Consider the following 24571-nt stretch of genomic DNA (forward strand, 5'->3'; position numbering starts at 1 on the left):
TTGAAAAGAATGAGAAAGCAAGAATCAGATTATCGCTCTACTACAAATGTTGATGAAAACGATGCTCAGCATATTGCAAACACTTATTTTAAACAAAGGGCAGAAACGATTGCTGAACTTGAAAAGAATTTTAGTTTAGGTGAACTGTTTCAAGGCGTGTTTTCTAAGTTGAACCCCTTATTTTCGATTGATTGTGCTGCATTGGTATTGTATAATGAAAACATGGATCACATTACGCGTGCTTACCTCACCGAGGCTATTTCCGGCCAGGTATCCTGTACCGAAATCATATCCGATCCCATTAGTCTTTCGCTCATTACAAAAGAAATTTCGGATTTTGATTTTCCTGTGCTTAAATCGCGGCTAGACTGGATTGCCGATTTTGGCGAAAACCATTGCTTAATCAATCATGCTAAAGAGTACCATTTTCATTGCTATATTCCATTAGAAAATAACGGACGCATATGGGGCACTTTCGAGCTTCACAACAATAATCGGGAATTAAGTGCAGAAGGCTTAACTTTTTGTTGTAACATAGCCGATTTTATTGCAGGCTTATTGGCCGTAATGGAAAAACGGAATACTTTGGATTTGAACCTTGAAACAGTTCACAAAACTCAGGTTACAGATGTTTCAGGAATATTGCTTGCCGAAGCAAAAATTAAAAATTTAGAAGACGAAATTGAAAGATTAAATACACAATTGGCCCAATTTTTAGTTTTTACACCCGAAAACGATGTGGAAACCTTTACAAGCACCGAAATTGTAGGCACCAGTGCAGAAATGCAAGAAGTTTACAAATTACTCAACAGGATCTCTTCCTCAGAAACAACCGTATTAATTTTAGGTGAAACAGGCACCGGAAAAGAACTGATTGCAAAGGCTATTCACAATGGATCACAACGAAGAGAAAAAGAAATGGTTAAAGTAAACTGTGCCGCCATTCCGCCAAATTTAATAGAATCAGAACTTTTTGGCCACGAGAAAGGAAGTTTTACCGGTGCCACAGAAAAAAGAATAGGTAAATTTGAACAGGCCCACAAAGGCACCATATTTTTGGATGAAGTAGGAGAATTACCGCTCGATTTACAAGTAAAACTCCTTCGGGTTTTACAGGAAAAAGAAATAGAACGTGTAGGTGGCAAAACAACCATTCCGACTGATGTACGCATTATATCAGCAACCAACAGAAATCTTTTAGCAGAAGTAGAAGCAGGAAGGTTTAGACGTGATTTATTTTACAGATTAAATGTTTTTCTTGTTTCGCTGCCTCCGCTTAGAGATAGAAAATCTGATATTCCGGTACTCGCGTCTTATTTCCTGGATAAATTTGCAATAAAATCAAATAAAAAGCTCCAGGGATTATCAAAAAAAGCAATTTCAACAATGATGGCCTACAGCTGGCCTGGTAATGTTAGAGAGTTGGAGCACCTGATAGAAAGGCAGGTAGTAATGGCGCAAGGAGCTTTAATTAAAGATGTCGAAATTCCTGCCAGCACAGAAAAATCCAAATCTGTTGTTGCCGGAGTTAAAACCATTTTTGAAAATGAACGCGATCACATTTTTGCTGTTTTAGAATTGTGCAACGGAAAAATCTCTGGTAAAAATGGCGCAGCAAAATTATTGGGTGTTCCTGCAACAACACTTAATTCGAAAATTAAAAGACTTGGTTTAGCTAAAAAACACATTTATTAATCACTGTAATGCAAAAGCATTTGCGCCGGCTATTTAAAAAGTCTTGATAAAAAATGGCGATACCTTGTAATTAAAGATATCGCCATTAATTTTTTAAGTTACAATTGGCTTAAATATCCAATTCGTAAGATGATCTTGAAGCTTTATCAGCTTGATCGAGTAAATCAGCATCGTGTTCGCCAGCCATCTCATCACTTATTACCGTGCTTTGATTTAAGGCATCTTCTTCACTTGTTAATGCATCTTCCTTATCGTCAGAAAGTTCTTCTTTATTTGGGTCTATAATCATGGCTTTTTTATTTAAAGATAGCCATTTAAAATAGTTTAAAGCTAATTTTTTTGCATCAAAAAACTCAATTTTTAATTGTCTTAATTACTGTAAAACACATTTCCTGAAACTGATCATAAATTCACTTTATATCGTCAGTTTTATAATTGTTGTATGTATTTAAGTGTTTGTTTAGCAATATGTTGTGTGTTGGTTTGTTTTTTGGTAAATTAAACACGTCATCCTAAAACAGTACACGATTATGGCCAACGATAATTTGAAACACATTGGAGAAATGACTTCACTTTCTGAAGTAATCAATGCACTTGCAGCACAAGGTTATACTTTGGATTTTAACCTGAGAAGTAGCCAGATCGATGGTGGAGAAAATCCACTGCAAGAATTTCCTGAGCAATTTTTGATTGATAAACATTACCGCTTCGAAGGCGAATCAGACCCGGAGGATGAGGCCATTGTATATGCCATATCTTCTGTGGATGGCAAAACCAAAGGAATACTGGTAAACGGTTACGGAACTTCATCCGAAAATTGTGGTGAAGAAATAATCAGCAAATTAAAAACAAGAACCGAATAATATTTTATCCATGAATAAACTGAAGCTCTACGGTAAACCAGATTCTCCAGAAATTTATCCAATAAGGGATTTTTTAAAACGCAGTGTTGTCGATTTTGAATGGTTTGATATTACCCATGACGATTTGGGCTGGGGACAGGGAATAACCTCCTTTAATAATCCCGATAAACTTCCAGTTATAGAATTTCCTGATGGCAAAGTTATCATCAACCCCAGTTTATCACAAATTGCCTGCAACCTCGGCTGGATTACGCAACCAAAATATACAGAATACGACCTTTCCATTTATGGAGCAGGTCCCGCCGGTTTAAGTGCTGCGGTTTATGCAGCATCAGAAGGTTTAAAAACCATCCTGATTGAACGCGAAGCTATTGGCGGGCAAGCGGGAACAAGTTCCCTGATCGAAAATTATTTAGGCTTCCCCGAAGGTATTTCCGGAGCAAACCTTGCTGAAAGGGCCAGGCAGCAAGCCCTGAAATTTGGTGTAGAAATACTGCTTTTAAAAGAGGGGATTAAAGGCACATTTTATAATAACAGAATACATGTTGATTTTGCTTCCGGTGAAAAACTGGTTGCTAAAACGAATATTTGTGCCACAGGTGTAGAATATGCAAGGTTGAACCTTCCTGATGAAAACCGCTTTTTTCATAAAGGTGTTTATTACGGGGCTGGTGCAAGCGAGGCGTTTTTCTGTCAGGATAAAGACCTGTATATAATTGGTGGCGGTAATTCGGCAGGGCAGGCAGCCACTTATTTTTCTGGCTTTGCCAAACGGGTTTTTATGGTGATCAGAAAAGGAAATCTTGCAGAAACCCTCTCTGAATACTTAATTAAGCGCATAGCTTCTATCAAAAATATTCATGTATTGTATTATTCGCAGGTAACAGCACTCGAAGGAGATGATTATTTGCAACGCATTAAAATTGTTAACAGCCAAAACGGAACTGAAACTTGGCACGATACCTCAAAATTGTTTATTTGTATAGGAGGGAAACCGAATACCGAATGGGCCGCCGAAACCGCAATCTGCAGAGATCGGAACGGATACCTGTATACCGGAAATGATTTAATCAATCTCGATCAATATCAGGGGTGTTGGACGTTAGACAGACCACCTTATCATTTAGAAACCAGTGTTCCCGGATCATTTGCCGCTGGCGATGTAAGGTTTAATTCAGTTAAAAGAGTAGCATCAGCCGTTGGAGAAGGGGCCATGGCCGTTACACAGGTTCATCAATACTTATCAAAACTATAATTATGGAAAGCAAAAATATATGCAGCCATATAATGGCCGTAAAAGCTTTAAAAACAGCAAAAGAGCGCGTTTGTGAAGAATGTATAAAACAGGGTACCGATTGGGTACACCTTCGCACCTGCCAAACCTGTGGAGTTACTTTATGCTGCGATTCATCTCCAATGCAGCACATGTCGCACCATTGCCGTGCAGAAAAACATCCGGTTGTTATTTCATCAGAACCTGGAGAAAGATGGTTATATTGTTTCGTAGATGATGAAATGGCAGAATATTAGGTTTTGCCATTCATCAATTTTTAGCTTTTTGTTATTTGCATCCAGACAAGATTAAAACAGGTCTCGTTACAATTTTCCCTTGTTTATCGGTTATTTCTTCAGTAATTTTCTTTAAGCCGAAAGTTGTAAAGCCTGCTTTATAAAAGAAATCCTGTACCTGGTCGGTTTCATAAAAAGTAAAATCCATTTGCGTCCATGGCAAATCTCCCCCGAATTTTTTTTCAATAAAAGCCAGGTCAAATCTCCCACCAGGAGTTAAAACCCGATAAATTTCTTTGAAATATTCTACCGGATTCTTCCAGAAATAAAGGCTGTTTACCGAGAAACAGTAACTGAAAAAATGATCCTCAAAGCCTAATTTTCCACTTTCTTCAATCCTGATGAATTGTCTCCACTTTTCTTTATTCGTTAATACATTGCTCGATAATGCCTGTTGCAGCTGAATTTCGGAAATGCTAGCACTGTAATATTGACTTTCGGTTATTTTTTGAAATAAAAAAGGAAGATGTTCCCCATCACCAGCACCAATTTCCAATACTTTGGTGTCGGCCTCTAATTCCAGTTCATGTATAAGTTTAAAAACAATTTTATTTTTAGGCAGCGGTGTATCAATTTCAACATCTTTAACACCCGTTTTGCTAACAATAGCCATTTGTTTGCCTTTTGCTGTAATATCTGTCTGCTCGTCCATAATCACATTTTTTTCTCCTCCCGGAATTTTTTCCGTTCAGCGGTTTAACAAGTCGGCAAAGGTGGATAATGCCCATTTTATGTATTTACACAAAAGGGATTTTCTTTTACAAAAAATAGAATTGTTGATAACCGATTTATAATAGTTCCGTTTTTTTTATGATAATTGTCATTATGGGAATCAATGTTGGTAAGGATTACGGGAGCTGGAAAAAGGTAGGGGGCAGTTTTGATGATTTTCCGGTAGAGGAACAATTGGTAACTGAACGGAAAGAGAAATACAGTTTTTCATTTAGTGATGCAGAGCTCGTTCAGATTAATACACCAGATATTTATATCGTTTATGGCGACATTCTTTTTAAACAGCATTATATGTACTTCAGGCCAACTTATGATGTTCCTGATATGATAAAATTGCGCTTTACACTATCCGGTAAGGGAACAATATTTAATAAGGTTAACAATCAGAAATATATTTTTAATTCCAATCAGCAGAACATCATTTATATGCCTGAGTTGGATGGCACCGGTGAATATGATACCGGAAGCAACTATCGTTTTTTTGAAGTACATTTTTCAAAAGAGAAATTTTTGCAGCTCGCTGAAAATTCTTGCAGAACGCTGCAGGTTTTAGCCGAACATATGGATTCAGGTCATTATGCCCAACTGGCAGAATATAATCTTCCCATTTCTTGGGCAATGCAAAATTGTATATCCGGAATACTAAATTGTAAGTATTCGGGAGAATTAAAACTCATGTTTCTTGAATCAAAATGTATCGAATTGCTTGTATTGCAAGCCAATGCTTTTGAAGCAAACACATTTAAAATGAAACAACCTTTATTGGCCACATATGAAAGAGATTGTTTGTTTTACGCACGGGATTATTTAATTGACCATATTGATCAACCACCATCAGTAGCTGAACTCGCTAAAATTTGTGGTATTAATGAATTTAAACTTAAACAGGGGTTTAAAAGCCTGTTTGATAACAGCATTTTCGGTTACTTAAGCGATTACAGGTTAAATTTTGCAAAAACTTTATTAAGTGAGGGTACGCCGATAAAATCTGTTGCTTTTGAAATGGGGTATTCCTCTGTTCAGCATTTTAGCAACGCATTCAGAAAGAAATTTGCAACATCACCAGGGAAATATTGCCATTCTTAATTCAATATAAAAGGTTATCTCTGTAATGGATTGATACTACACCCAATATCTAAAAATTAAATATACAATTTAAATTAATTCCCCTTTTTAAGAGAGGTGTCCGCAGGAAGGGGTGTTCTTTTACTTTAGTCTTTGCTTTTCTAAAACGGTCCTCATTTCCGCCTATCAAGCAACCACGTAGTGCTCAGTGCAACTAATCTTAATGCAGACAGTTATAACCCCTCCTTTTACACCGCGATATTATTCGTCATTTTATATTCAGAAGGAGTGATTCCTGTTTGCTTTTTAAAATACTTGCCAAAAAACGAAGAATTACTAAAACAGAGTTCATTGGCAACTTCTGAAATATTCATAACATGACTCGTTAACAGTAGTTTAGCTTCCCTGATTACCATTTCGTCGATAATTTCCCCTGCTGTGCGGTCTGTAACCTGTTTAACAACCTGCGACAAATGTCTTGGCGTAATACGCAGGCAATTTGCATAAAAAATTACCCGTTTTTCCTCTTTAAAATTTTCCGATACCAAGGCCAAAAAACGGTTTGTGAGCTCTGTTTGGCTATTATGCACAAATGGAGAAGTCTCTTTCTGCTTGTTTTTCAATAGAAATATATCATAAACAAGCTCTAAAAAGCTGTTATGTACAATATTTTGAATTTGCGGCATGTCTTTAGGCACATTCAGTTTTTTGTGCAATGCCAGCATATCATAATAGATAAAAGTATATTCCTCTTTAGATAATGAAAATTTATGCGATTGGCTATCCTGCGACATTCGATAAGTTTCGCCGCTATTAAAGAATACGCCTTTGTTTTTTAAGTAACTTTTATTGAAGTGGATGCTGATAAATGAAACGCTGCTATTATCGGTAATTTCGTAAACAGAATGTGGCAAAACCAATAAAATATCACGGTGATTGAGTATATGATCCACAAAATTAATCTTAATATTCAGCTTACCTTTTGTGATCAGTATCAAGGCATAACTGGATACGCGGAAAGGTTCAGAACTGCAATAATTTGGATCGTTGCTGTTGTGGATTTTGGCCATCAATCCATCATTTAAAGACAGCGCTTCCTCATGGTTTATTTTTGAAAAAGTTTTATTAAGTAACTGTTGTTGCATAAAATCGTTCAGCGGTTTTTTAATAATTTCTTAACAGATACGATCATCTTTTACACACCAATTCCAGCCATCTTCTTTTTGATGGATTTTGCCCTTTTATCTGTCGGATTTTGTAATGGCAAATGTAATATTCGAGATCAATTTTGCAAGTATTTTTTTTTAAAATGACTAATTCGTGATTGATTTTTAAGTTTTTGATTAATAAACACTTTTTCTGTATCGTGCTTTATTACAGTATATTATGTTGTTTTAAACGAATTTTTGACTGGTTTTTATTTTTTTACTATTTTATAATAAAAGTCAGATTGTCAATTGGTCAATTCATTTGAATGTCACATTTTGCCAATCCTACATTTTGACCAATATATCCCACATTTGAACCTTTTTTTCGCTTCAATTCCGCGTTAAAATTGTGTTATCAAATCGTATGGTTAATGCAACCTTAATCTACAGGGTTGATTTCGGTATCAACATATAGTTACAGGAGCAGGCCAAACTTTCAGAACAGGGTTTTAAAAAACTGAAGAACAATAGCGTTCAGTATGCGTAAAAAATTACAAGATAGAATTGCCTCTTTTAAGGATGCAGCTATGATAAAGGAAAAGGGATTATATCCTTATTTCAGGTCGATAGAATCTGCTCAGGATACCGAGGTAGTAATCGACGGGAAAAAGGTATTGATGTTTGGTTCAAACTCTTATTTAGGGCTTACCAATCATCCCAAAATAAAGGAAGCAGCAAAAGCAGCCATCGAAAAATATGGTACAGGTTGTGCCGGCTCAAGGTTTTTAAACGGATCGCTTGATATTCACCTCGAACTGGAAAAACGCCTTGCCGATTATGTTGGTAAAGAGGCTGCTGTGCTTTTTAGTACAGGCTTTCAGGTAAATTTAGGGGTAATATCCTGTTTGTTGGATCGTAACGATTATTTATTGCTTGATGAATACGATCATGCTTCAATTATTGATGGGAGTCGCTTGGCTTTTGCGCGCACCATTAAATATGCACATAACGATATGCAGGATCTGCGCCGCAAAATAAGCCGTTTGCCAGAAGATGCAGCTAAATTGATTGTATCAGATGGTATTTTCAGTATGGAAGGTGATCTGGTTAATTTGCCCGAAATGGTAGAAATAGCCAATGAATTTGGTGCAAATATTATGATGGATGATGCGCACAGTTTAGGGGTAATTGGCTTTAACGGATCAGGAACCGCTTCACATTTCAACCTTACCGATGATATAGATTTGATTATGGGCACATTCAGTAAATCGCTGGCCTCATTAGGCGGTTTTATTGCTGGCAGCACCGAAACTATCGAATACATTAAGCACCGCGCCAGATCGTTAATGTTTAGCGCAAGTATGCCTCCATCGGCTGTAGCGAGTGTTATTGCAGCCCTTGATATTATAGAATCGGAGCCAGAGCGCATCGATAAACTTTGGGCCAATACCGAGTATGCAAAAAAACTTTTAATCGAAGCTGGTTTCGATATCGGGCATAGCAACAGTCCGATTATTCCGGTTTACATCCGCGATAACATCAAAACTTTTATGATAACAAATATCCTGCAACAGAATGGGGTATTTGTAAATCCGGTGGTTTCTCCTGCGGTTCCTTCAGATTCATCATTAATCAGGTTTTCTTTAATGGCCACTCACAGCTTCGATCAGATCGAATCGGCTATAGAAAAATTAAGTGCAGCTTTTAAGGCCGTTAACGTAGAATTAGTAGGAAGCCAATCATGAGAGAACTTATAAAGGTTTCAGGTAAAAAAGCATTGGCCGCATTTGTCGATTTTCCACATGAACTTTATGCGGGCGATGTAAATTACGTACCAGAACTTTTTATTGCCCAGCGCGATCTGCTTACCCCAGGCAAACACCCTTTTTACGAACATTCTGAAATACAGCTTTTTTTGCTGTACAATGATGGCAAAATAATAGGCAGAATTGCCGCAATAAATAATACCAACCACAATAAGGTTTACGGCGGACAAGATGGTTTTTTTGGCTTTTTCGACTGTATAAACGATGTGGATGCTGCCCAACAACTGTTAAAAGCAGCACAAGACTGGCTTTTGGAAAAAGGGCTTAAAAAGGTTTTAGGACCGGTAAATTTCTCTACCAATGAGGTATGCGGATTATTGATTGAAGGTTTCGATGGACCTCCAGTAGCCATGATGCCTTACAATCCGCAGTATTATTTGCCGCTTTTGGAACAGATTGGATTTAAAAAAAATGTTGATTTAAGGGCTTACCGTTACACTGCAGGTAATTACAGTGAACGATCAGTTAAACTGCTGGATAGGATAGAAGAGCGTTTACTCCGGAATGATATCGTGTTGCGCAAAATCAACATGAAGAAATTTAAGGAAGAATGTAATGCTGTAAGAGAGGTGTACAATAAAGCGTGGGATAAAAACCTGGGTTTTGTACCCATGACGGATAAAGAATTCGATTATACAGCAAACGATCTCAAAATGATCCTTGATCCTGAGTTTTGTATTCTTGCCGAACAGCATGGTAAAATTGTAGGCTTTGCTTTGGCCATCCCTGATATCAACCAGATCCTAATCAAGATTAAACGAGGCAGGTTGTTTCCTACAGGGTTGATTAAACTATTGGCCAATAAAAAGAAAATAGACGGCATCCGTATTTTATTGCTGGGTGTGGTAGATGGTTACCGTAAAATGGGTATCGAAGCCTGCTTGTATGGTCGTATCATTAAACATTTCAAGGCCAAAAACATGAAATATGCTGAAGCCAGCTGGACTTTGGACCATAACGACATGATTAATAAGCCTATTGAAGATATAGGTGGCAAACTGTACCGAAAATACAGGATTTTGGAAAAAGCGATATGAAAAAGCGCGTGTTGATAACAGGAGCAACGGGATTTGTGGGCTATCACCTGATTAAATCCGCTTTGGCCAACAATTTGGAAGTTTATGCAAACGTTCGCCACTCTGCTAACGCAACGCATTTAAAAGATTTTCCAATCAACTATGTAGATCTCGATCTTTCTTCGATATACCTGTTAAAAGAGAATATTGAAGATAAAAAGTATGATTATATCGTGCATGCTGCTGCGGTTACCAAAGCAAAAAAACTGGATGATTACAATCAGGTAAATGCTATTTATACCCGAAACCTTGCTGTAGCGGCTTCAAAAGCAACACACCTTATTAAAAAATTTGTATTCATCAGCAGTTTGGCTGCATTGGGGCCTTTAAATCAAAAAAGCGAACGGTTAACTGATAAAAGTGCATCACATCCGGTAACCAATTATGGCATCAGCAAGGCACTTGCAGAAACGTACCTGGCTCAGGTTCCAAATCTGCCCTTAATTGTATTCAGGCCTACTGCGGTTTATGGTCCACGGGAAAAAGATATTTTCATCCTTATTAAAACCATAAAGGCTGGTCTGGAGCTTTACATCGGCAAACAGGAACAAGACCTTAGTTTTGTGTATGCTACAGATCTGGCCAATATCATTGTTAACGCATTGGCCTCTGATGTGGTTGGTAAAAGCTACAATATTTCGGATGGAGCGGTATATAGCCGCTCATCGCTCGCAAATTATGTAAGTAAAGCACTTGGCAAAAAAACGCTGACTGTTAATGTACCTGTGCCACTTATTAAAGGCTTAGCATGGTCTATGGAACGTGTATACAGCATATTTAATAAAATTCCGGCCTTAAACGTAGATAAAATTAAAGAACTCACTGCCCTGAACTGGGGTTGCGACATAAAAAATATCCAGAGAGACTTTGGCTTTACACCTCAATTCGGGCTTGAGCAAGGTATTAATGAAACGATAAACTGGTACCGTAAAAACAATTGGTTATAAGATTTTAAATAAAAATAGAATGAAACAACAAGTAAAAGCAGCTGAAGGCAAGTTGGGTATATTAATGCCAGGACTTGGCGCTGTAGCAACAACCATGATTGCCGGAGTTGCTGCAATTAAAAAAGGGATATCTAAGCCTATTGGTTCGTTAACCCAGATGGGAACAATCCGTTTAGGTAAAAGAACTGAAAATAAACAACCAAAAATTAAAGATTTTGTGCCTTTGGCAGGTTTGGAAGATTTAGTATTTGGTGGCTGGGATGTTTACGAAGATAACGTTTACGAAGCAGCATTAAATGCCCGCGTACTCGATGCAAACCTTTTGCGCGATGTGCGTGAAGAATTGCAGGCCATTAAACCAATGCGTGCAGCTTTTGATAGAAATTATGTAAAAAACCTTGATGGCAAATACGTAAAAGATATTGATAACCGTTACGAACTGGCTTTAGCCGTAATGGAAGATATTAAAAACTTTAAAGCAGAAAACAATTGCGATCGTATTGTTTTGGTATGGTGCGGTTCTACTGAAATTTATTTCGAAGCATCGGAAGTGCACGAATCGCTTGCTGCATTTGAGCAGGGTTTAAGAGATAACGACCCACGCATTGCACCGAGTATGATTTATGCTTATGCTGCTTTAAAATTGGGTATTCCGTTTGCCAATGGTGCACCAAATTTAACGGTAGATATTCCTGCATTAATCGAACTGGCTAAAGAAACCAATACACCAATTGCCGGTAAAGATTTTAAAACCGGACAAACTTTAATGAAAACCATTTTAGCCCCAGGTTTGGCTGCGCGCTCTTTAGGTGTAAACGGTTGGTTTTCTGATAATATTTTAGGTAACCGTGATGGTTTGGTACTGGATGATCCGGATAACTTTAAAACAAAAGAAGTATCTAAACTAGGTGTACTGGAAGATATCTTCAAACCAGACGTTAACCCGGATTTATATGGAGAAATGTACCACAAAATCAGGATCAACTATTATCCGCCTCACGGTGATAACAAAGAAAGCTGGGATAACATCGATATTTTCGGTTGGTTAGGTTATAAAATGCAGATCAAAATCAATTTCCTTTGCCGCGATTCTATTTTAGCTGCACCAATTGTGTTGGATCTTGCCTTGTTTATCGATTTGGCTAAACGTTCAAATATGTCGGGCATTCAGGAATGGTTATCATTCTACCTTAAATCGCCACAAACGATACCAGGTGTACCTGCAGAAAACGATATTTTTAAACAGTTAATGAAACTTCAAAATACCTTGCGTTACATCATGGGCGAAGAATTGATTACCCATTTAGGTCAGGATTACGAAGAAGAACTGATAGAAACCGTATAGTGTTCATCCACAAATTTCTTTCAACGGCTCTGGGAATAGGTTATATCGGCAAAGGTGCTGGTACTTATGCTGCAATAGCAACCTGTATCTGCTGGCACCTTACCCAGAGCCCTTATAGCAACCCCTACTTATGGCCTGTATTAATCACCATATTAATTATAATGCTGGGCATAATGAGTGGAGATCGGGTTGAAGAAATTTGGGGAAAAGACCATCAAAGGGTGGTAATTGATGAAGTTGCCGGAATGTGCATTACGCTGTTATTTGTGCCATTAAAGTGGCAATACACGCTTATCGGATTGATACTTTTTAGGTTCTTTGATATCCTTAAACCTTTTTATATCCGCAAAATGGAAGAATTGCCAGGTGGCTGGGGTGTAATGGCTGATGATGTATTGGCTGGCATTTATGCCAATGTGGTTCTTCAGCTTGTTGTTGTTTTAGCACTCTTTTAATACCATGTTTACTTTTTTAAAGGCACAGGGTTCTTCATTAATCGCTTCAGCAATTGATTTTGGCGTAACGGTTATGGCTGTAAATCTTTTAAGTTGGTGGTACCTCGCAGCAAGCATAACCGGAACCGTTTGCGGTGGGATTGTTAATTTCTCCATAAACCGGAAATGGGTTTTCGAAAGCCAGTCTAAAGCCATTAAATGGCAAATATTAAAATACATTTTGGTATGGGCGGGCAATTTGGCCATAGTTACAACCGGTGTATTTGTTTTTACCCACTATTTTAACCTCAATTACGTACTCGCCAAAGTTTTTAGCTCTGTTTTAACGGGCATAAGCTACAATTATATCATGCAAAAGCAGTTTATTTTTTCAAGTTAAATGAAACCCAACTATTCGTTTTTTCTCACTGTAGCGCTCAGTTTTATCCTGCAGGTAAATGCTTTTGCTCAACGCACCGCAGTTTCGGGTACCGTACGCGATGCCGTAACCAAAGAAACTTTACCTAATGTTTCTGTTTTTTTTAAAGATACCCAGATTGGTACACAAACAGATGTAAACGGAAAGTATACCCTGGTTTCGCCAAATCCGCAAAGCGAAATCAGTTTTAATTATGTAGGGTACCGTACAGTTTATAAAAATATTCTGCCAGGTACAACTCAAGAATCTGATGTGGCCCTTGTGCCTGATGCCAAAGCTTTAGATGAAGTAATAATTGTTGGAGGCAAAAAAATAAAATACCGCAATAAAGATAATCCAGCGGTAGAACTTATCCGCCAGGTAATTGCCCATAAGGAAGAAAACCGCATAAAAAGTTACAACACGGCATCGTACAGGCAATACGAAAAGATGTTGTTTTCGCTAAGCAACGTTTCGGATAAGTTTAAAAACAAAAAAATGTTCCGCAATTACCAGTTTTTGTTTCAGGAACAGGATTCGACTTTAATTGGTGGAAAAAATCTGTTGCCGGTATATATCCAGGAGAAACTTTCTGATAGTTACCTCAGTAAAAATCCTGAAAAAAATAAAACCATTGTAATTGCCGAGAAACAGGTAAACTTCGACAGTAGATACATTGATAATAAGGGAATGAAAACTTATTTCGACCGGATGTATCAGGATATAGATATTTACAAGAACAACATTTCGGTTATCAGTAACGAGTTTTTAAGTCCCATTTCGGATGGTGCACCAGCTTTTTACAAGTTTTTTATCACCGATACACTAAAGAATCAAAAACCTCAGATCATTGAGCTTTCTTTTACGCCCCGTAATACGAATGATATGTTGTTTGAGGGCAAAATATATGTAACCAATGATAGTCATTATGCCGTTACCGGTGCTTCATTTGGGGTAAACAAAAACATTAACCTCAACTTTGTACGCTCACTAAAAATCGACCTTAATTTTGAAACAAATGACAAAGGGAAATACAGCCTGAGTAAAAGTAACCTATTGGCCGATTTTGGTATTGGTAAAACCAAAGGTATAGGCTTTACAGGAGAGCGAACGGTTACTTTTAAAAATTATCAGTTCGATACCGTATTGCCTGATACCATATTTGAGGGTAAAAGTACTGTTGTACTGGCCGATGCAGCCAAGAGAGACGATAAATTTTGGGAAAAGAACCGTTTGGATACGATTTCGAAAGATCAGTTAAAAATTTATGGCAACATAGATACCCTGCAAAACCTGCCGTCGTTTAAACGAACAATGAAAATTGTTACCCTTTTATTTGCAGGTTATCAGAATTTAGGACCCTACGAAATCGGACCGGTAAATACCTTTTACAGTTTTAATAACGTAGAAGGTTTAAGGTTGCGTGTTGGCGGAAGAACCACACCAGAGCTGAGCAAACGATATTATTTCGAAAACTATCTGGCTTATGGCATAAAGGATGAAAAATGGAAGTTTTTCCTATCGGCAACCTATTCGTTAAATAACAAATCGATCTATGAATTCCCTCAGAATTATGTAAGGGCAAGTTTTCAGCGCGATACCAAAATACCAGGGCAGGAGCTACAGTTTGTACAGGAAGATAACTTTTTACTATCCTTTAAAAGAGGGGTTAACGATATGTTGCTGTACAACGATTTTTACCGTTTAGATTATGTAAAGGAATTCGAAAATCATTTTTCTTACAATCTTGGCTTTAAAAAATGGAGTCAAACACCAGCTGGTGGACTTAATTACATCAATTCCAATAATCAATTCGTTAACAGGTTAACCACCAGCGAAGTTTCCTTACAGTTAAGGTATGCACCAAATGAGAAGTTTTACCAGGGAAAAATTTACCGCGTGCCCATTGCCGATCGTTATCCGGTATTTAATTTGCGCTATACCGCAGGTTTAAAAGGAGTATTGGGTGGCGAATACAATTACCATAATATTATGGGTAGCATTGATAAACGCTTTTATTTATCGCAGTTGGGTTATAGCGATGTAACTTTTGAAGGCGGTTATATTGCCGGCAAAGTGCCTTTTCCATTGTTGGATATACACCGCGCCAATCAAACCTATGCTTATCAGCTCAACTCATATAACCTGATGAACTTTTTAGAGTTTGTGAGCGATCATTATGTAAGCATTAATATCGATCACAACTTTAACGGCTTCTTTTTTAATAAGGTGCCTTTAATAAAACGTTTAAAACTAAGAGAAGTGGTATCATTCAAAGCATTGTATGGTGGTTTACGGAATGAAAATAATCCAAATTTTCAAAGCGGATTATATCAGCTTCCCATTTATGAAAACGGTGCACAAAGAACGTATGCTTTAGGTAACGAACCTTACATGGAAGGAAGCGTTGGCATAGGAAACATTTTTAAATTATTAAGGGTTGATTTGGTAAAGCGTTTCAATTACCTCAACAATCCAGAAGTTTCGGAATGGGGAATAAGGGCAAGGGTTAAATTCGATTTTTAATAAAAAGTTATGGAAACTAAATTGCGCGACAGACTGCAGCAAGGCATCTACAAGGTAATTAATCCTTTTGTTAAAGGGTTAATTAAGATTGGCTTAACACCAAATATGGTAACCTTAATTGGCTTAATTCTGAATATTGGAGTGGCGGTTATTTTTGTACTTGGTGCCGAAAAATCAAACCGTGGCGATATGTCGTACATCGGTTGGGGAGGAGCATTGGTACTCTTTGCAGGCCTTTTTGATATGCTCGATGGCCAGGTAGCCCGGTTAGGAAACATGAGTTCCAAGTTTGGTGCCTTGTTCGATTCCGTTCTTGATCGTTATAGCGAAATGATTATGTTTTTGGGCATTTGTTATTACCTGGTAGCGCATCATTATTTCTTAAGTTCCTTGTTTGCTTTTATTGCACTAATTGGCTCAATGATGGTAAGTTACACCCGTGCCAGGGCAGAAGGTTTAGGGGTAGAGTGTAAGGGCGGTTTAATGCAACGGCCAGAAAGGGTAGTTACTATTGGTGTATTTGCCATTGCCTGTGGTGTTGCAGGGCATTTTATTGGCGGCAATTATAAGGTGTATATGCCGGGTATTTCATTCCATGTGTTCGAAACGATATCTATTTTTACCATGCCCATTACCTTAATGGCGGTATTAACAAATATTACCGCTGTAAAACGTTTGCAAGATGCTAAGAGGGGCTTAGAGGCGCAGGAGTTTAACGAGCGTAAAGGCAATAACAGGGCAGCCCTTGTTGCTGGTTTGATATTGATGGGAAGTTTAAGCCTTGGGTTATCTTTCAATGCAAATGCACAGGGGGCAGATCCTTCTCCAATTACTTTTCCTACACCGAATGGCATCAATAACCAGTTGTTTTATTTACAACGCGATCCGAATACAAATACCATTATCTGCCAGTTAAATGTAGATAAACGCGGTGTAGTGGATAAAAACCAGCCCGTTAATGTATTTTGGATGCGGTATGGTGACAATGGAGAGAAGAAAGATTTAAGTTATATCCAGCGGAAATTCGCCTACGGAATTATTAGTAAAGATTTGGGCAATGGCCAGTTTGAGCTTCGATTTACCTCGCACAAAAAGTTACCAATGTACCTCAATAAATTAGGTGCAGATAAAAAATACCATGTATTTGCCACCATTAACAATAAAAAAATGCAGGTAGAGCGCATATTTCTTCGCATTGAAGGAGGTACATTTTGGTTTCCGAATGTGAAATATGTAGAAATAAAAGGGTTTGATGCTTCAGAACCGTCAAAAGTGTTGGTAGAGCGGATTAAGGTTTAGCGGAGGGTGTTGAGCGTTTTGCGGGTGGCGTCCCCACCTAATCCGTCATTGCGAGAAGGCTTTTTCAGCCGACGAAGCAATCTCTCTTGAATCGTCATTTCGAGCGGACCCGATAGCTATCGGGTGCAATGGAGCCGGGAAATCTAACTAGATAGATCTCTCAATTCCGCTACCGATGAAGAATCGGCAGACTTCAGTCGAGGTGACGACCGAACATAAATAGAGTTGAATGTCAGTCAAAGCGTAGGCGAAGACAAAAAATAATTTTATCAAATGAAAAAGAATTTTGTATCTAATTCAACTGCATCCATCAGGATGTTTAAAAACGACTTTTTAGAAAGCCTGTCGAAAGTGCGGTTTTACGTACCATTGGTTGTTTATATCCCTGTAATTGCCTTCCTTTTCTGGAAAGCACTTGGCGAATTACAAATGCCTGTCTTAATTTTTGCGGGTTGGTTTCTGCTCGGTTTGGCCATCTGGACCATCACCGAATACATCCTGCACCGTTATGTTTTCCATTTTGAACCTGATGTAGAATGGGGTAAAAAGATCCATTTTATTTTCCACGGCGTACACCACGATTATCCCAATGATGCCAAAAGACTGGTAATGCCACCTTCGGCCAGTATCCCTATGGCTTTGGGCTTTTATTTTCTTTTCGATTGGTTATTGCCAGAAACGATGGTCTATCCTTTTTTCTCTGGCTTTATGATTGGCTATTTATTTTACGATATGGTGCATTATGCGCTTCACCACGCCAATTTTAAAAGCGGTTTCTGGAAACAGTTAAAACAGCACCATATGCTTCACCATTATTCTGATTCGACAAAAGGCTATGGGGTAAGCTGGACTTTCTGGGATCATATTTTTAGATCTAACTTTGATAAAAAATAATATGCAGCAAGAGATTTTGCTCAAAAACAATTTTTTTACCATTCGCAATGTTTATCTAACAGTTGCTATATCTGTTGGGTATCTATTGTTATCAGCATTTCTGGTCGGCTTTAAAACCGATCAGCTCGTATTGATTTTTATTTTTAACAGTCTTTTTTACCTCTCTGAAGGTACCCGTCGCTTTATACTGGGCTTTTCGATTTTCATCGTATACTGGATTCTTTTCGATTATATGAAAGCATTTCCAAACTATCTTTTTAATGTAGTTCACATTAAAGATTTATACGAAATGGAAAAAAATGTATTTAGCATACATCAACATGGCCTAACGCTTACGCCCAATGAGTATTCGAAACTGAACAGCAATTCATTTTTGGATGTATTAACAGGTATTTTCTACCTGATGTGGGTGCCCGTTCCCCTTGCTTTTGCCACTTACCTTTTCTTTAAAAATAAAGAACAGTTTGTACGGTTCTCGCTCACTTTTGTTTGGGTAAATTTATTGGGTTTCGTGGTTTATTATGCATTTCCGGCAGCGCCACCTTGGTATATTCAGGAGCATGGCTTTACATTTATTGCCAAAACTGCAGGCAATACAGCAGGCTTGGCCAGGTTTGATCATTATTTTAATATTACCCTTTTTCAAGGGATTTACAGTAAAGGATCTAACGTTTTCGCAGCTATGCCCTCGCTGCATTCATCATATCCGGTTATTGTGGTATATTATGGGTTAAAGAACAAGCTTGGAAAAATTAATGTTTTCTTTTTGGTAGTAATGATCGGCATCTGGTTTTCTGCTGTTTATACCAGTCACCATTACTGCCTTGATGTTTTGGCTGGAATAAGTTGCGCTGTAATTGGGATTATTAGTTTTAACTACCTGGTTAAACAAACCAGATTAAGGGAGTTTATCGGGTATTATGTTAAGGTATTAGCAAGGCACTAAGATCACAGAAGTAGCGATAAATCGTTATTGTAAAGATGCTTTTTCTGCCCGATGAGCAATCTTCCAATGATCGCATTAAGATTGCTTCCTTCAATAATCGGCGCAGACTATGCTTCGAATTTCCGAACGCTCTTTGGGGTTAGTTAATGCTAGCGAATTGAAAACCACTTTAACTAATTGGCGTTAAAATTATCCATTGAACCAATTTTTTTTATGCGGGGTATTAAAAAGTTGTAAATTGAGTGCTCAAACCCTGCATGAACATGAAATACAACCGACGGAATTTTATCGGAGGAAGCCTAGCCTTAACGTCTGCTTTATTTTTAACCCCAACAGATACATTCAGTTATCCTGATATTGAACCAGTAAAAACATCAAATGGATTTGCTTTACTCATTATGGCACCATATTGGGGATTTAATGGCTCGGTATCTGATTTTTGCAAAAAAGCAAAAAAGGATGGTTACGATGGAATAGAAATTTTATGGTCGGCAGAAATTGCAGATGAATTATTTAAGGCCTTAAAAGAACATCAGTTAGCAGTTGGTTTCCTTTGCCGAGGAGATGAACCTCAGTTCGGTACACATTTTACAACGTTTAAAAAAGTATTAAAAGAAGCTGCAGAAAATAAAGCGCAAAAACCACTTTATATCAATGTTCATTCGGGCAAAGACTTTTTCACTTTCGAAGAAAATAAAAGATTTATTGATTTTACTGTACAGTATGCAAAAGAAAGCGGTGTTCCGATTTATCATGAAACCCATAGATCCAGGATGCTGTATTCGGCACCGGCATCTTTACCGTATTTAAAAGAAAAGCCTGATTTAAGACTTACGCTTGATATTTCTCACTGGTGTAACGTAAGCGAAAGCCTTTTAGAAGATCAACCCGAAACAGTTGCACTCGCCATTTCCAGAACAGACCACGTACACTCAAGGGTTGGCCATGCGGAAGGACCACAGGTAAGTGATCCAAGGGCTCCGGAATGGAAGGAGGCCGTAGATGCCCATTTTAAATGGTGGGATAAAATAGTGGCCATTAAAAAACAGCAGGGGAAAATCCTTACGATGTTAACCGAGTTTGGCCCACCCAGTTATATGCCAACAATTCCATATACCAACCTTCCAGTGGCCGATCAGTGGGCAATAAATGTTTACATGATGCAGGTTTGGAGAAAAAGGTACCAGTAATTTAGCAATTGCTTTTTTCCATAAAATCACGAAATCCGCTTTGGCCAGCAAATTATTTAGCCAATTGTACCAGTGATTGTGCAGTTAATGTTTCTTGAGATTTATCAACATTTGGCAAACGCATTTTAACCACTTTAGTTTCCAGATTTAAAGATGGGTTGTTGGTTTTTGTAAGTGCTGCAATGTCTCTGGTGGTTGTAGATAACATTTTTAATGAAAGCAGGAATAACCTTTCATTTTGAAAATCGTTATCAGATTTTTCACTGTAGCTGTATTGAGCACTATCCAGCAACACTAGTTTTTGCGTAATTTGAGCAAGTACCTCCGTAGATAAAGCTAAACCTTGTATGCCTATTACGCGATTATTTTTTATAAGGTAATCAAGGCCGTTAAAGGTAATGATGGTTAAATTTTCTCTGTTGATAAAATACTCAGGTTTAGAAAGTTTTCCTTTTTTACGGTTCTTAATAAATTCGTCACCCAATCTTTCGATCATGTGATTCCCATTTATTCTGTCAACATTTTCGAAAGAAACAGCTTGTTTATTTAGGTTTTGAGCCAACACCTGGATTGATGTTGAAGAGATTGAAGTAATTACAAGAAATATAAATAACGTTTGTTTGGCAATTTTCATGGCACAAAGATAAAATTTCATTTTCTATTTTGGAACTTTATGTATTTTTAATACTACAGATTTAAACGATTTTTGAAATTTTAATGATGATAAAAATCAACAATTTAATTTTTACACATTATTTGCCTCATAATACCCTGATAATTGTAATTATAGTGTCAGCTAGCTCCTGTATGCGTTATTTTTCCGTTTCTGTAACACCTACTCTGCAAAAAGAGGTTAAGCGATTTTAAATGCTTAAATTTTGGCAACAAATTTTAAGGCATCGCCTGCTTCATTTATGGTATATCTAAATGCCTGTGTTAAATATCCTGATATTAACACAACCTTAATATTTGGTTTATAATTCAGTCCTACTTTTGTGGTGTAAATATTTGGTTAGTATTATACAGTTTAGTTAGTTGATTAGTAAAAGGCTACAATGGATATTGTAGCCTTTTGCGTTTTAATAACTTAAATAATCTATTTTCTGAGCTATAGAGCAAGCCAATTAAGGGTTGTTAATAATTAATTTCTGGTAATTTTTCTTTGACACTCCTTGCTTTTTTTGTAATACCTGGTTAGTTAACTTAAAGAAGATCAGGCAATATCGCTTAAATAAAGAAATAGATAAGTGTTAAAAGAAAAGGATTAATTGATGTGAATGCTTCATTGTTAATAAAATTATTAGTTTTGCGGTCCGTTTATTGTAGATCGGAAAGAATATATTTAATTACGGATGGTCTATCATCCTATTAAAAAGAAAACATTATGGACAAATTTAAAGAAGTACAAGATCTGATTTCTTCAGTTGAAGCAGATGTAACCAAGTTTTATGATGGTGGTAATGCAGCTGCTGGTACACGTGTACGTAAAGCAATGCAAGACCTTAAAGTTTTAGCTCAAGATATCAGAGCTGAAGTAACAGAAAAAAAGAATAGCGCGAAATAATAACATTATTGCGTTTTGGGAAAACAAAGCCTCCTGCCTCACGGTTGGAGGCTTTGTTGTTTAACAGTCACCCATAACCTTACACTGTTGCGTGTGGAACAAACTTTAACTCGCGGTCGTCATTCTCGCGCATGCGGGAATCGTAATGCAGTCGCTATGTTTTTGCCTCCGCTCGGGCTTGCCTCGGTTCGCCGCCACCGAAGGGCTCTTACTTTTGGCTTGGCCCAAAAGTAACAAAAACCCAAGGCTTGGAACTGATGTCGGATAAATTCGTTAAAGCTTTTTGGTCGTGTGCTGAGCTTTTTGGTCGTCAGCACAAGTTCCGCCGAAGGGGGCGGAAAGTGTGTGCTGCCTCTACGCAACGATGGAAGAAAAGGTAATGCTAAAGCTTTAACGTTTTATCCTTCCATCATTTCCTATGCCGAAATGCAGGAAGCAGAAAGCAGGGTGCAGATAGCGGGAGTTTAAATAGCATGATGCAGGGAATGCGTTAAATTCGTCATTGCGAAGCTGGGGGAGAGCGAGCTGAAGCAATCTTTTTAGTTTTAACTCGCGGCCGTCATTCTCGCGCATGCGGGAATCGTAATGCGATCGCTATGTTTTGCCTCCGCTCGGGCTTGCCTCGGTTACCGATATGAAATCGGTACAGGTCAGCAACCACCAAGTGGCTATTACTTTTGGCTTAGCCCAATATTAACAAACCTGAGCGTAGCGAAAGCATGACTACCTATAAAAATAACAATCATCAATGCATAAACCCAAGGCTTGGAACTGATGTCGGATAAATTCGTTAAAGCTTTTTGGTCTTCAGCACAAGTTCCGCCAAAGGGGGCGGAAAGTATGTGCTGCCTAAATGCAACGATGGAGGGAAAGGTATTGATAAAGCTTTAACGTTTTATCCTTCCATCATTTCCTATGCCGGAAAGCAGGGTGCAGATAGCGAGAATTAAATAGCATGATACAGGGATTGCGTTAAATCCGTCATTGCGAAGCTGGGGGAGAGCGAGCTGAAGCAATCTTTTTAGTTTTAACTCGCGGTCGTCATTCTCGCGCATGCGGGAATCGTAATGCAGTCGCTATGTTTTGCCTCCGCTCGGGCTTGCCACGGTTACCGATATAAAATCGGTACAGATCAGCCGCCACCGAAGGGCTCTTACTTTTGGCTTGGCCCAAAAGTAACAAACCTGAGCACAGCGAAAGCATGACTACCTATAAAGACAACAAACAACAAGGCATAACTGAAAGGCTTGGAACTGATGTCGGATAAATTCGTTAAAGCTTTTTGGTCGTCAGCACAAGTTCCGTCGAAGGGGACGGAAAGTGTGTGCTCCCTCAATGCAATTATTAAAGAAAAGACATTAATAAAGCTTTAACGTTTTCTCCTTCCATCATTTCCTATGCCGGAATGCAAGGAGCAGAAAGCAGGGTGCAGATAGCATAATGCAGGGAATGCGTTAAATCCGTCATTGCGAAGCTGGGGGAGAGCGAGCTGAAGCAATCTTTTTAGCCTTAACTCGCGTAGTCATTCTCGCGCATGCGAGAATCGTAATGCGTTTGCCGTTTTTCGCTCTGCTCGGGCATGCCACGGTTATTGATATGAAGTCGGTACGGGTCAGCCACCGAAGGGCCTCTTACTTTACCAATGTATAAACCCAAGGCTTGGAACTGATGTCGAATAAATCAATTAAAGTGTGTGCTGCCTCACTGTAATAACAGAAGAAAAGGTAATGATAAAGCTTTAATGCCCTGAGCGTAGTCGAATGTCTCCTTCCATCGTTTTGCAGGGGCCCAAAATCGCGCATAATTGGCAGCCGCAAACTTGCAGGAGATCAAAATCGCATAAAATTGGTCGTTACATTTCTGCAGGTGCCTAAAATCGCGCATAATTGGCAGCTGCAAACTTGCAGCAGAGTAAAATCGCATAAAATTGGTCGTTACATTTTTGCAGGGGCCCAAAATCGCGCATAATTATCAGCTGCAAACTTGCAGGAGATCAAAATCGCATAAAATTGGTCGTTACATTTTTGCAGGGGCTTAAAATCGCGCATAATTGGTAGCCGCAAACTTGCAGGAGATCAAAATCGCATAAAATTGGTCGTTACATTTTTGCAGGGGCTTAAAATCGCGCATAATTATCAGTCGCAAACTTGCAGGAGAGTAAAATCGCATAATATTGGTCGTTAACGATATGCACATTGATTAAAAGTTTGGAAAATTTAAGTCCGCTGATCATCAGCTGTATTTATTCGGGATTCCACTTGGATGATATGCCGGCTCAAGTTAAAAATATGAGCAAGGGCAAACTTGTTGGGGTTTGAACAGTCGGATATAGCATGTTTTACAGCTCAACCTTTCGATGTTTGGTTTGCTGCAAATCTTAAACAATCATTATCTTGGTACTCAAATCAAATCCCTGATAAAAAAATAAGCGCATATCCCATGACAGATTTCAGCAAACTTAAAATGCACATCCAAAAACGCCATGCTTTCACAGATAGCGAAGCCGATGATTTTTGCGGGAACTTTAAACTGATGAGGGTAAAGAAAAGACAGTTTATTGTTCAGCCCGAATTTATTGCGAAGAATAGGTTTTATGTAGTACAAGGAAGTTTCAGGGCTTATGTAATTGGTGATGAGGGGCAGGAACATACCATTCAGTTTGCCATAGAAGATTGGTGGATAACCGACTACAATAGCTACATTTTTCAACAGCCGGCTTCAATGTTCGTAATGGCCCTGGAAGACAGCATTGTTTTGCAAATCAGTTATGAAACAGAGCAGCAACTAAAAAAACAGAAACATCTCTTCGAAACTTTCTTTCGGGTGCTGGCCGAGCATACCGCTGCACACATGGCCCGCCGTGTAATTTTAAACTTAACCAAAACGGCAGAACAGCGTTTTGAGTTTGTTCAGGAACGTTATCCCGATATTGTAAATAGAGTACCACAGTATGCACTGGCATCTTTCCTGGGCATTACTACAGAATACCTTTCAAAGTTGCGCAATAAGCGTGTAACTCAAAAAAGTTAATCTA

At 38.2% G+C, this 24571-nt stretch carries 22 protein-coding genes; 18 read left to right on the forward strand and 4 right to left on the reverse strand.

Features of this window, described 5'->3' with window-relative positions; genetic code table 11:
* Positions 1 to 9 precede the first annotated feature (9 nt).
* Positions 10 to 1695, forward strand: a complete 1686-nt coding sequence (locus ASE74_RS08670) for a sigma-54-dependent Fis family transcriptional regulator (RefSeq protein WP_055907221.1) — start codon at positions 10 to 12, stop codon at positions 1693 to 1695.
* Positions 1696 to 1804: 109 nt separating this feature from the next.
* Here ASE74_RS08670 and ASE74_RS08675 read toward each other — a convergent pair whose 3' ends face one another.
* Positions 1805 to 1984 (reverse strand): hypothetical protein, encoded by a 180-nt coding sequence (locus tag ASE74_RS08675; protein ID WP_055907223.1) that lies wholly within the window; start codon positions 1982 to 1984, stop codon positions 1805 to 1807.
* Between the two features lie 241 nt (positions 1985 to 2225).
* On the opposite strand from ASE74_RS08675, the gene ASE74_RS08680 reads away from it, so the two are divergent.
* From ASE74_RS08680 to ASE74_RS08690, 3 genes are read left to right on the forward strand one after another with little or no spacing between them, the layout of a single operon-like run.
* Positions 2226 to 2558, forward strand: coding sequence for a phosphoribosylpyrophosphate synthetase (locus ASE74_RS08680; protein ID WP_235526039.1), 333 nt, complete (start codon positions 2226 to 2228; stop codon positions 2556 to 2558).
* Between the two features lie 10 nt (positions 2559 to 2568).
* Positions 2569 to 3813, forward strand: a complete 1245-nt coding sequence (locus ASE74_RS08685) for an NAD(P)/FAD-dependent oxidoreductase (RefSeq protein WP_055907226.1) — start codon at positions 2569 to 2571, stop codon at positions 3811 to 3813.
* A 2-nt stretch (positions 3814 to 3815) separates the two neighbouring features.
* Positions 3816 to 4088, forward strand: coding sequence for a UBP-type zinc finger domain-containing protein (locus ASE74_RS08690; RefSeq protein ID WP_055907230.1), 273 nt, complete (start codon positions 3816 to 3818; stop codon positions 4086 to 4088).
* A gap of 31 nt (positions 4089 to 4119) precedes the next feature.
* Here ASE74_RS08690 and ASE74_RS08695 read toward each other — a convergent pair whose 3' ends face one another.
* Complete coding sequence (locus ASE74_RS08695; RefSeq protein ID WP_055907233.1) at positions 4120 to 4779, reverse strand: class I SAM-dependent methyltransferase; 660 nt, start codon at positions 4777 to 4779, stop codon at positions 4120 to 4122.
* Between the two features lie 173 nt (positions 4780 to 4952).
* Here ASE74_RS08695 and ASE74_RS08700 point away from each other — a divergent pair, with 173 nt between their 5' ends.
* Entirely contained in the window at positions 4953 to 5945 is a 993-nt protein-coding gene (locus ASE74_RS08700) for an AraC family transcriptional regulator (RefSeq protein WP_055907237.1), read from the forward strand.
* A gap of 227 nt (positions 5946 to 6172) precedes the next feature.
* Here the strand turns inward: ASE74_RS08700 and ASE74_RS08705 are convergent, their stop codons facing one another.
* Complete coding sequence (locus ASE74_RS08705) at positions 6173 to 7069, reverse strand: helix-turn-helix domain-containing protein (RefSeq protein ID WP_055907239.1); 897 nt, start codon at positions 7067 to 7069, stop codon at positions 6173 to 6175.
* A gap of 542 nt (positions 7070 to 7611) precedes the next feature.
* On the opposite strand from ASE74_RS08705, the gene ASE74_RS08710 reads away from it, so the two are divergent.
* The 11 genes from ASE74_RS08710 to ASE74_RS08760 all read left to right on the forward strand — a co-directional run bounded on the left by ASE74_RS08710 (position 7612) and on the right by ASE74_RS08760 (position 19973).
* Entirely contained in the window at positions 7612 to 8817 is a 1206-nt protein-coding gene (locus ASE74_RS08710) for a pyridoxal phosphate-dependent aminotransferase family protein (RefSeq protein WP_055907242.1), read from the forward strand.
* The gene (locus ASE74_RS08715) at positions 8814 to 9935 is read left to right on the forward strand and encodes a hypothetical protein (RefSeq protein WP_055907244.1); all 1122 of its coding nucleotides are present in this window, start codon (positions 8814 to 8816) and stop codon (positions 9933 to 9935) included. The genes ASE74_RS08710 and ASE74_RS08715 overlap by 4 nt, the downstream gene beginning before the upstream one ends.
* The gene (locus tag ASE74_RS08720) at positions 9932 to 10921 is read left to right on the forward strand and encodes an NAD(P)-dependent oxidoreductase (RefSeq protein ID WP_055907248.1); all 990 of its coding nucleotides are present in this window, start codon (positions 9932 to 9934) and stop codon (positions 10919 to 10921) included. The genes ASE74_RS08715 and ASE74_RS08720 overlap by 4 nt, the downstream gene beginning before the upstream one ends.
* Before the next feature lie 19 nt (positions 10922 to 10940).
* Positions 10941 to 12266: an inositol-3-phosphate synthase gene (locus ASE74_RS08725; protein WP_055907251.1), complete on the forward strand. Its 1326-nt coding sequence runs from the start codon at positions 10941 to 10943 to the stop codon at positions 12264 to 12266.
* Positions 12266 to 12721, forward strand: coding sequence for a phosphatidylglycerophosphatase A (locus tag ASE74_RS08730; RefSeq protein WP_235526040.1), 456 nt, complete (start codon positions 12266 to 12268; stop codon positions 12719 to 12721). Before ASE74_RS08725 ends, ASE74_RS08730 begins: the two co-directional genes overlap by 1 nt.
* 4 nt (positions 12722 to 12725) lie before the next feature.
* On the forward strand, positions 12726 to 13100 hold the full coding sequence (locus ASE74_RS08735; RefSeq protein WP_055907257.1) for a GtrA family protein: 375 nt from the start codon (positions 12726 to 12728) through the stop codon (positions 13098 to 13100).
* Positions 13101 to 15644 carry a DUF5686 and carboxypeptidase-like regulatory domain-containing protein gene (locus tag ASE74_RS08740; protein ID WP_055907260.1) on the forward strand — a complete coding sequence of 848 codons (2544 nt, stop codon included), beginning with the start codon at positions 13101 to 13103 and terminating at the stop codon, positions 15642 to 15644.
* A gap of 9 nt (positions 15645 to 15653) precedes the next feature.
* Entirely contained in the window at positions 15654 to 16943 is a 1290-nt protein-coding gene (locus tag ASE74_RS08745) for a DUF4833 domain-containing protein (RefSeq protein ID WP_055907264.1), read from the forward strand.
* Positions 16944 to 17216: 273 nt separating this feature from the next.
* Positions 17217 to 17837, forward strand: a complete 621-nt coding sequence (locus tag ASE74_RS08750) for a sterol desaturase family protein (protein WP_055907267.1) — start codon at positions 17217 to 17219, stop codon at positions 17835 to 17837.
* Position 17838: 1 nt separating this feature from the next.
* Positions 17839 to 18783, forward strand: coding sequence for a phosphatase PAP2 family protein (locus ASE74_RS08755; protein ID WP_055907270.1), 945 nt, complete (start codon positions 17839 to 17841; stop codon positions 18781 to 18783).
* A gap of 263 nt (positions 18784 to 19046) precedes the next feature.
* Positions 19047 to 19973, forward strand: a complete 927-nt coding sequence (locus ASE74_RS08760) for a sugar phosphate isomerase/epimerase (RefSeq protein WP_055907273.1) — start codon at positions 19047 to 19049, stop codon at positions 19971 to 19973.
* 52 nt (positions 19974 to 20025) lie between these two features.
* Here the strand turns inward: ASE74_RS08760 and ASE74_RS08765 are convergent, their stop codons facing one another.
* Positions 20026 to 20607, reverse strand: coding sequence for a hypothetical protein (locus tag ASE74_RS08765; RefSeq protein WP_055907276.1), 582 nt, complete (start codon positions 20605 to 20607; stop codon positions 20026 to 20028).
* Between the two features lie 750 nt (positions 20608 to 21357).
* Between ASE74_RS08765 and ASE74_RS08770 the strand changes: the two genes are divergently transcribed.
* Entirely contained in the window at positions 21358 to 21537 is a 180-nt protein-coding gene (locus tag ASE74_RS08770; RefSeq protein ID WP_055907279.1) for a histone H1, read from the forward strand.
* 2439 nt (positions 21538 to 23976) lie between these two features.
* Complete coding sequence (locus ASE74_RS08780; RefSeq protein ID WP_055907353.1) at positions 23977 to 24567, forward strand: Crp/Fnr family transcriptional regulator; 591 nt, start codon at positions 23977 to 23979, stop codon at positions 24565 to 24567.
* Positions 24568 to 24571: the final 4 nt, after the last annotated feature.

The organism is Pedobacter sp. Leaf216 (genome assembly GCF_001421515.1).
In the GTDB taxonomy this organism is placed as follows: Bacteria; Bacteroidota; Bacteroidia; order Sphingobacteriales; family Sphingobacteriaceae; genus Pedobacter.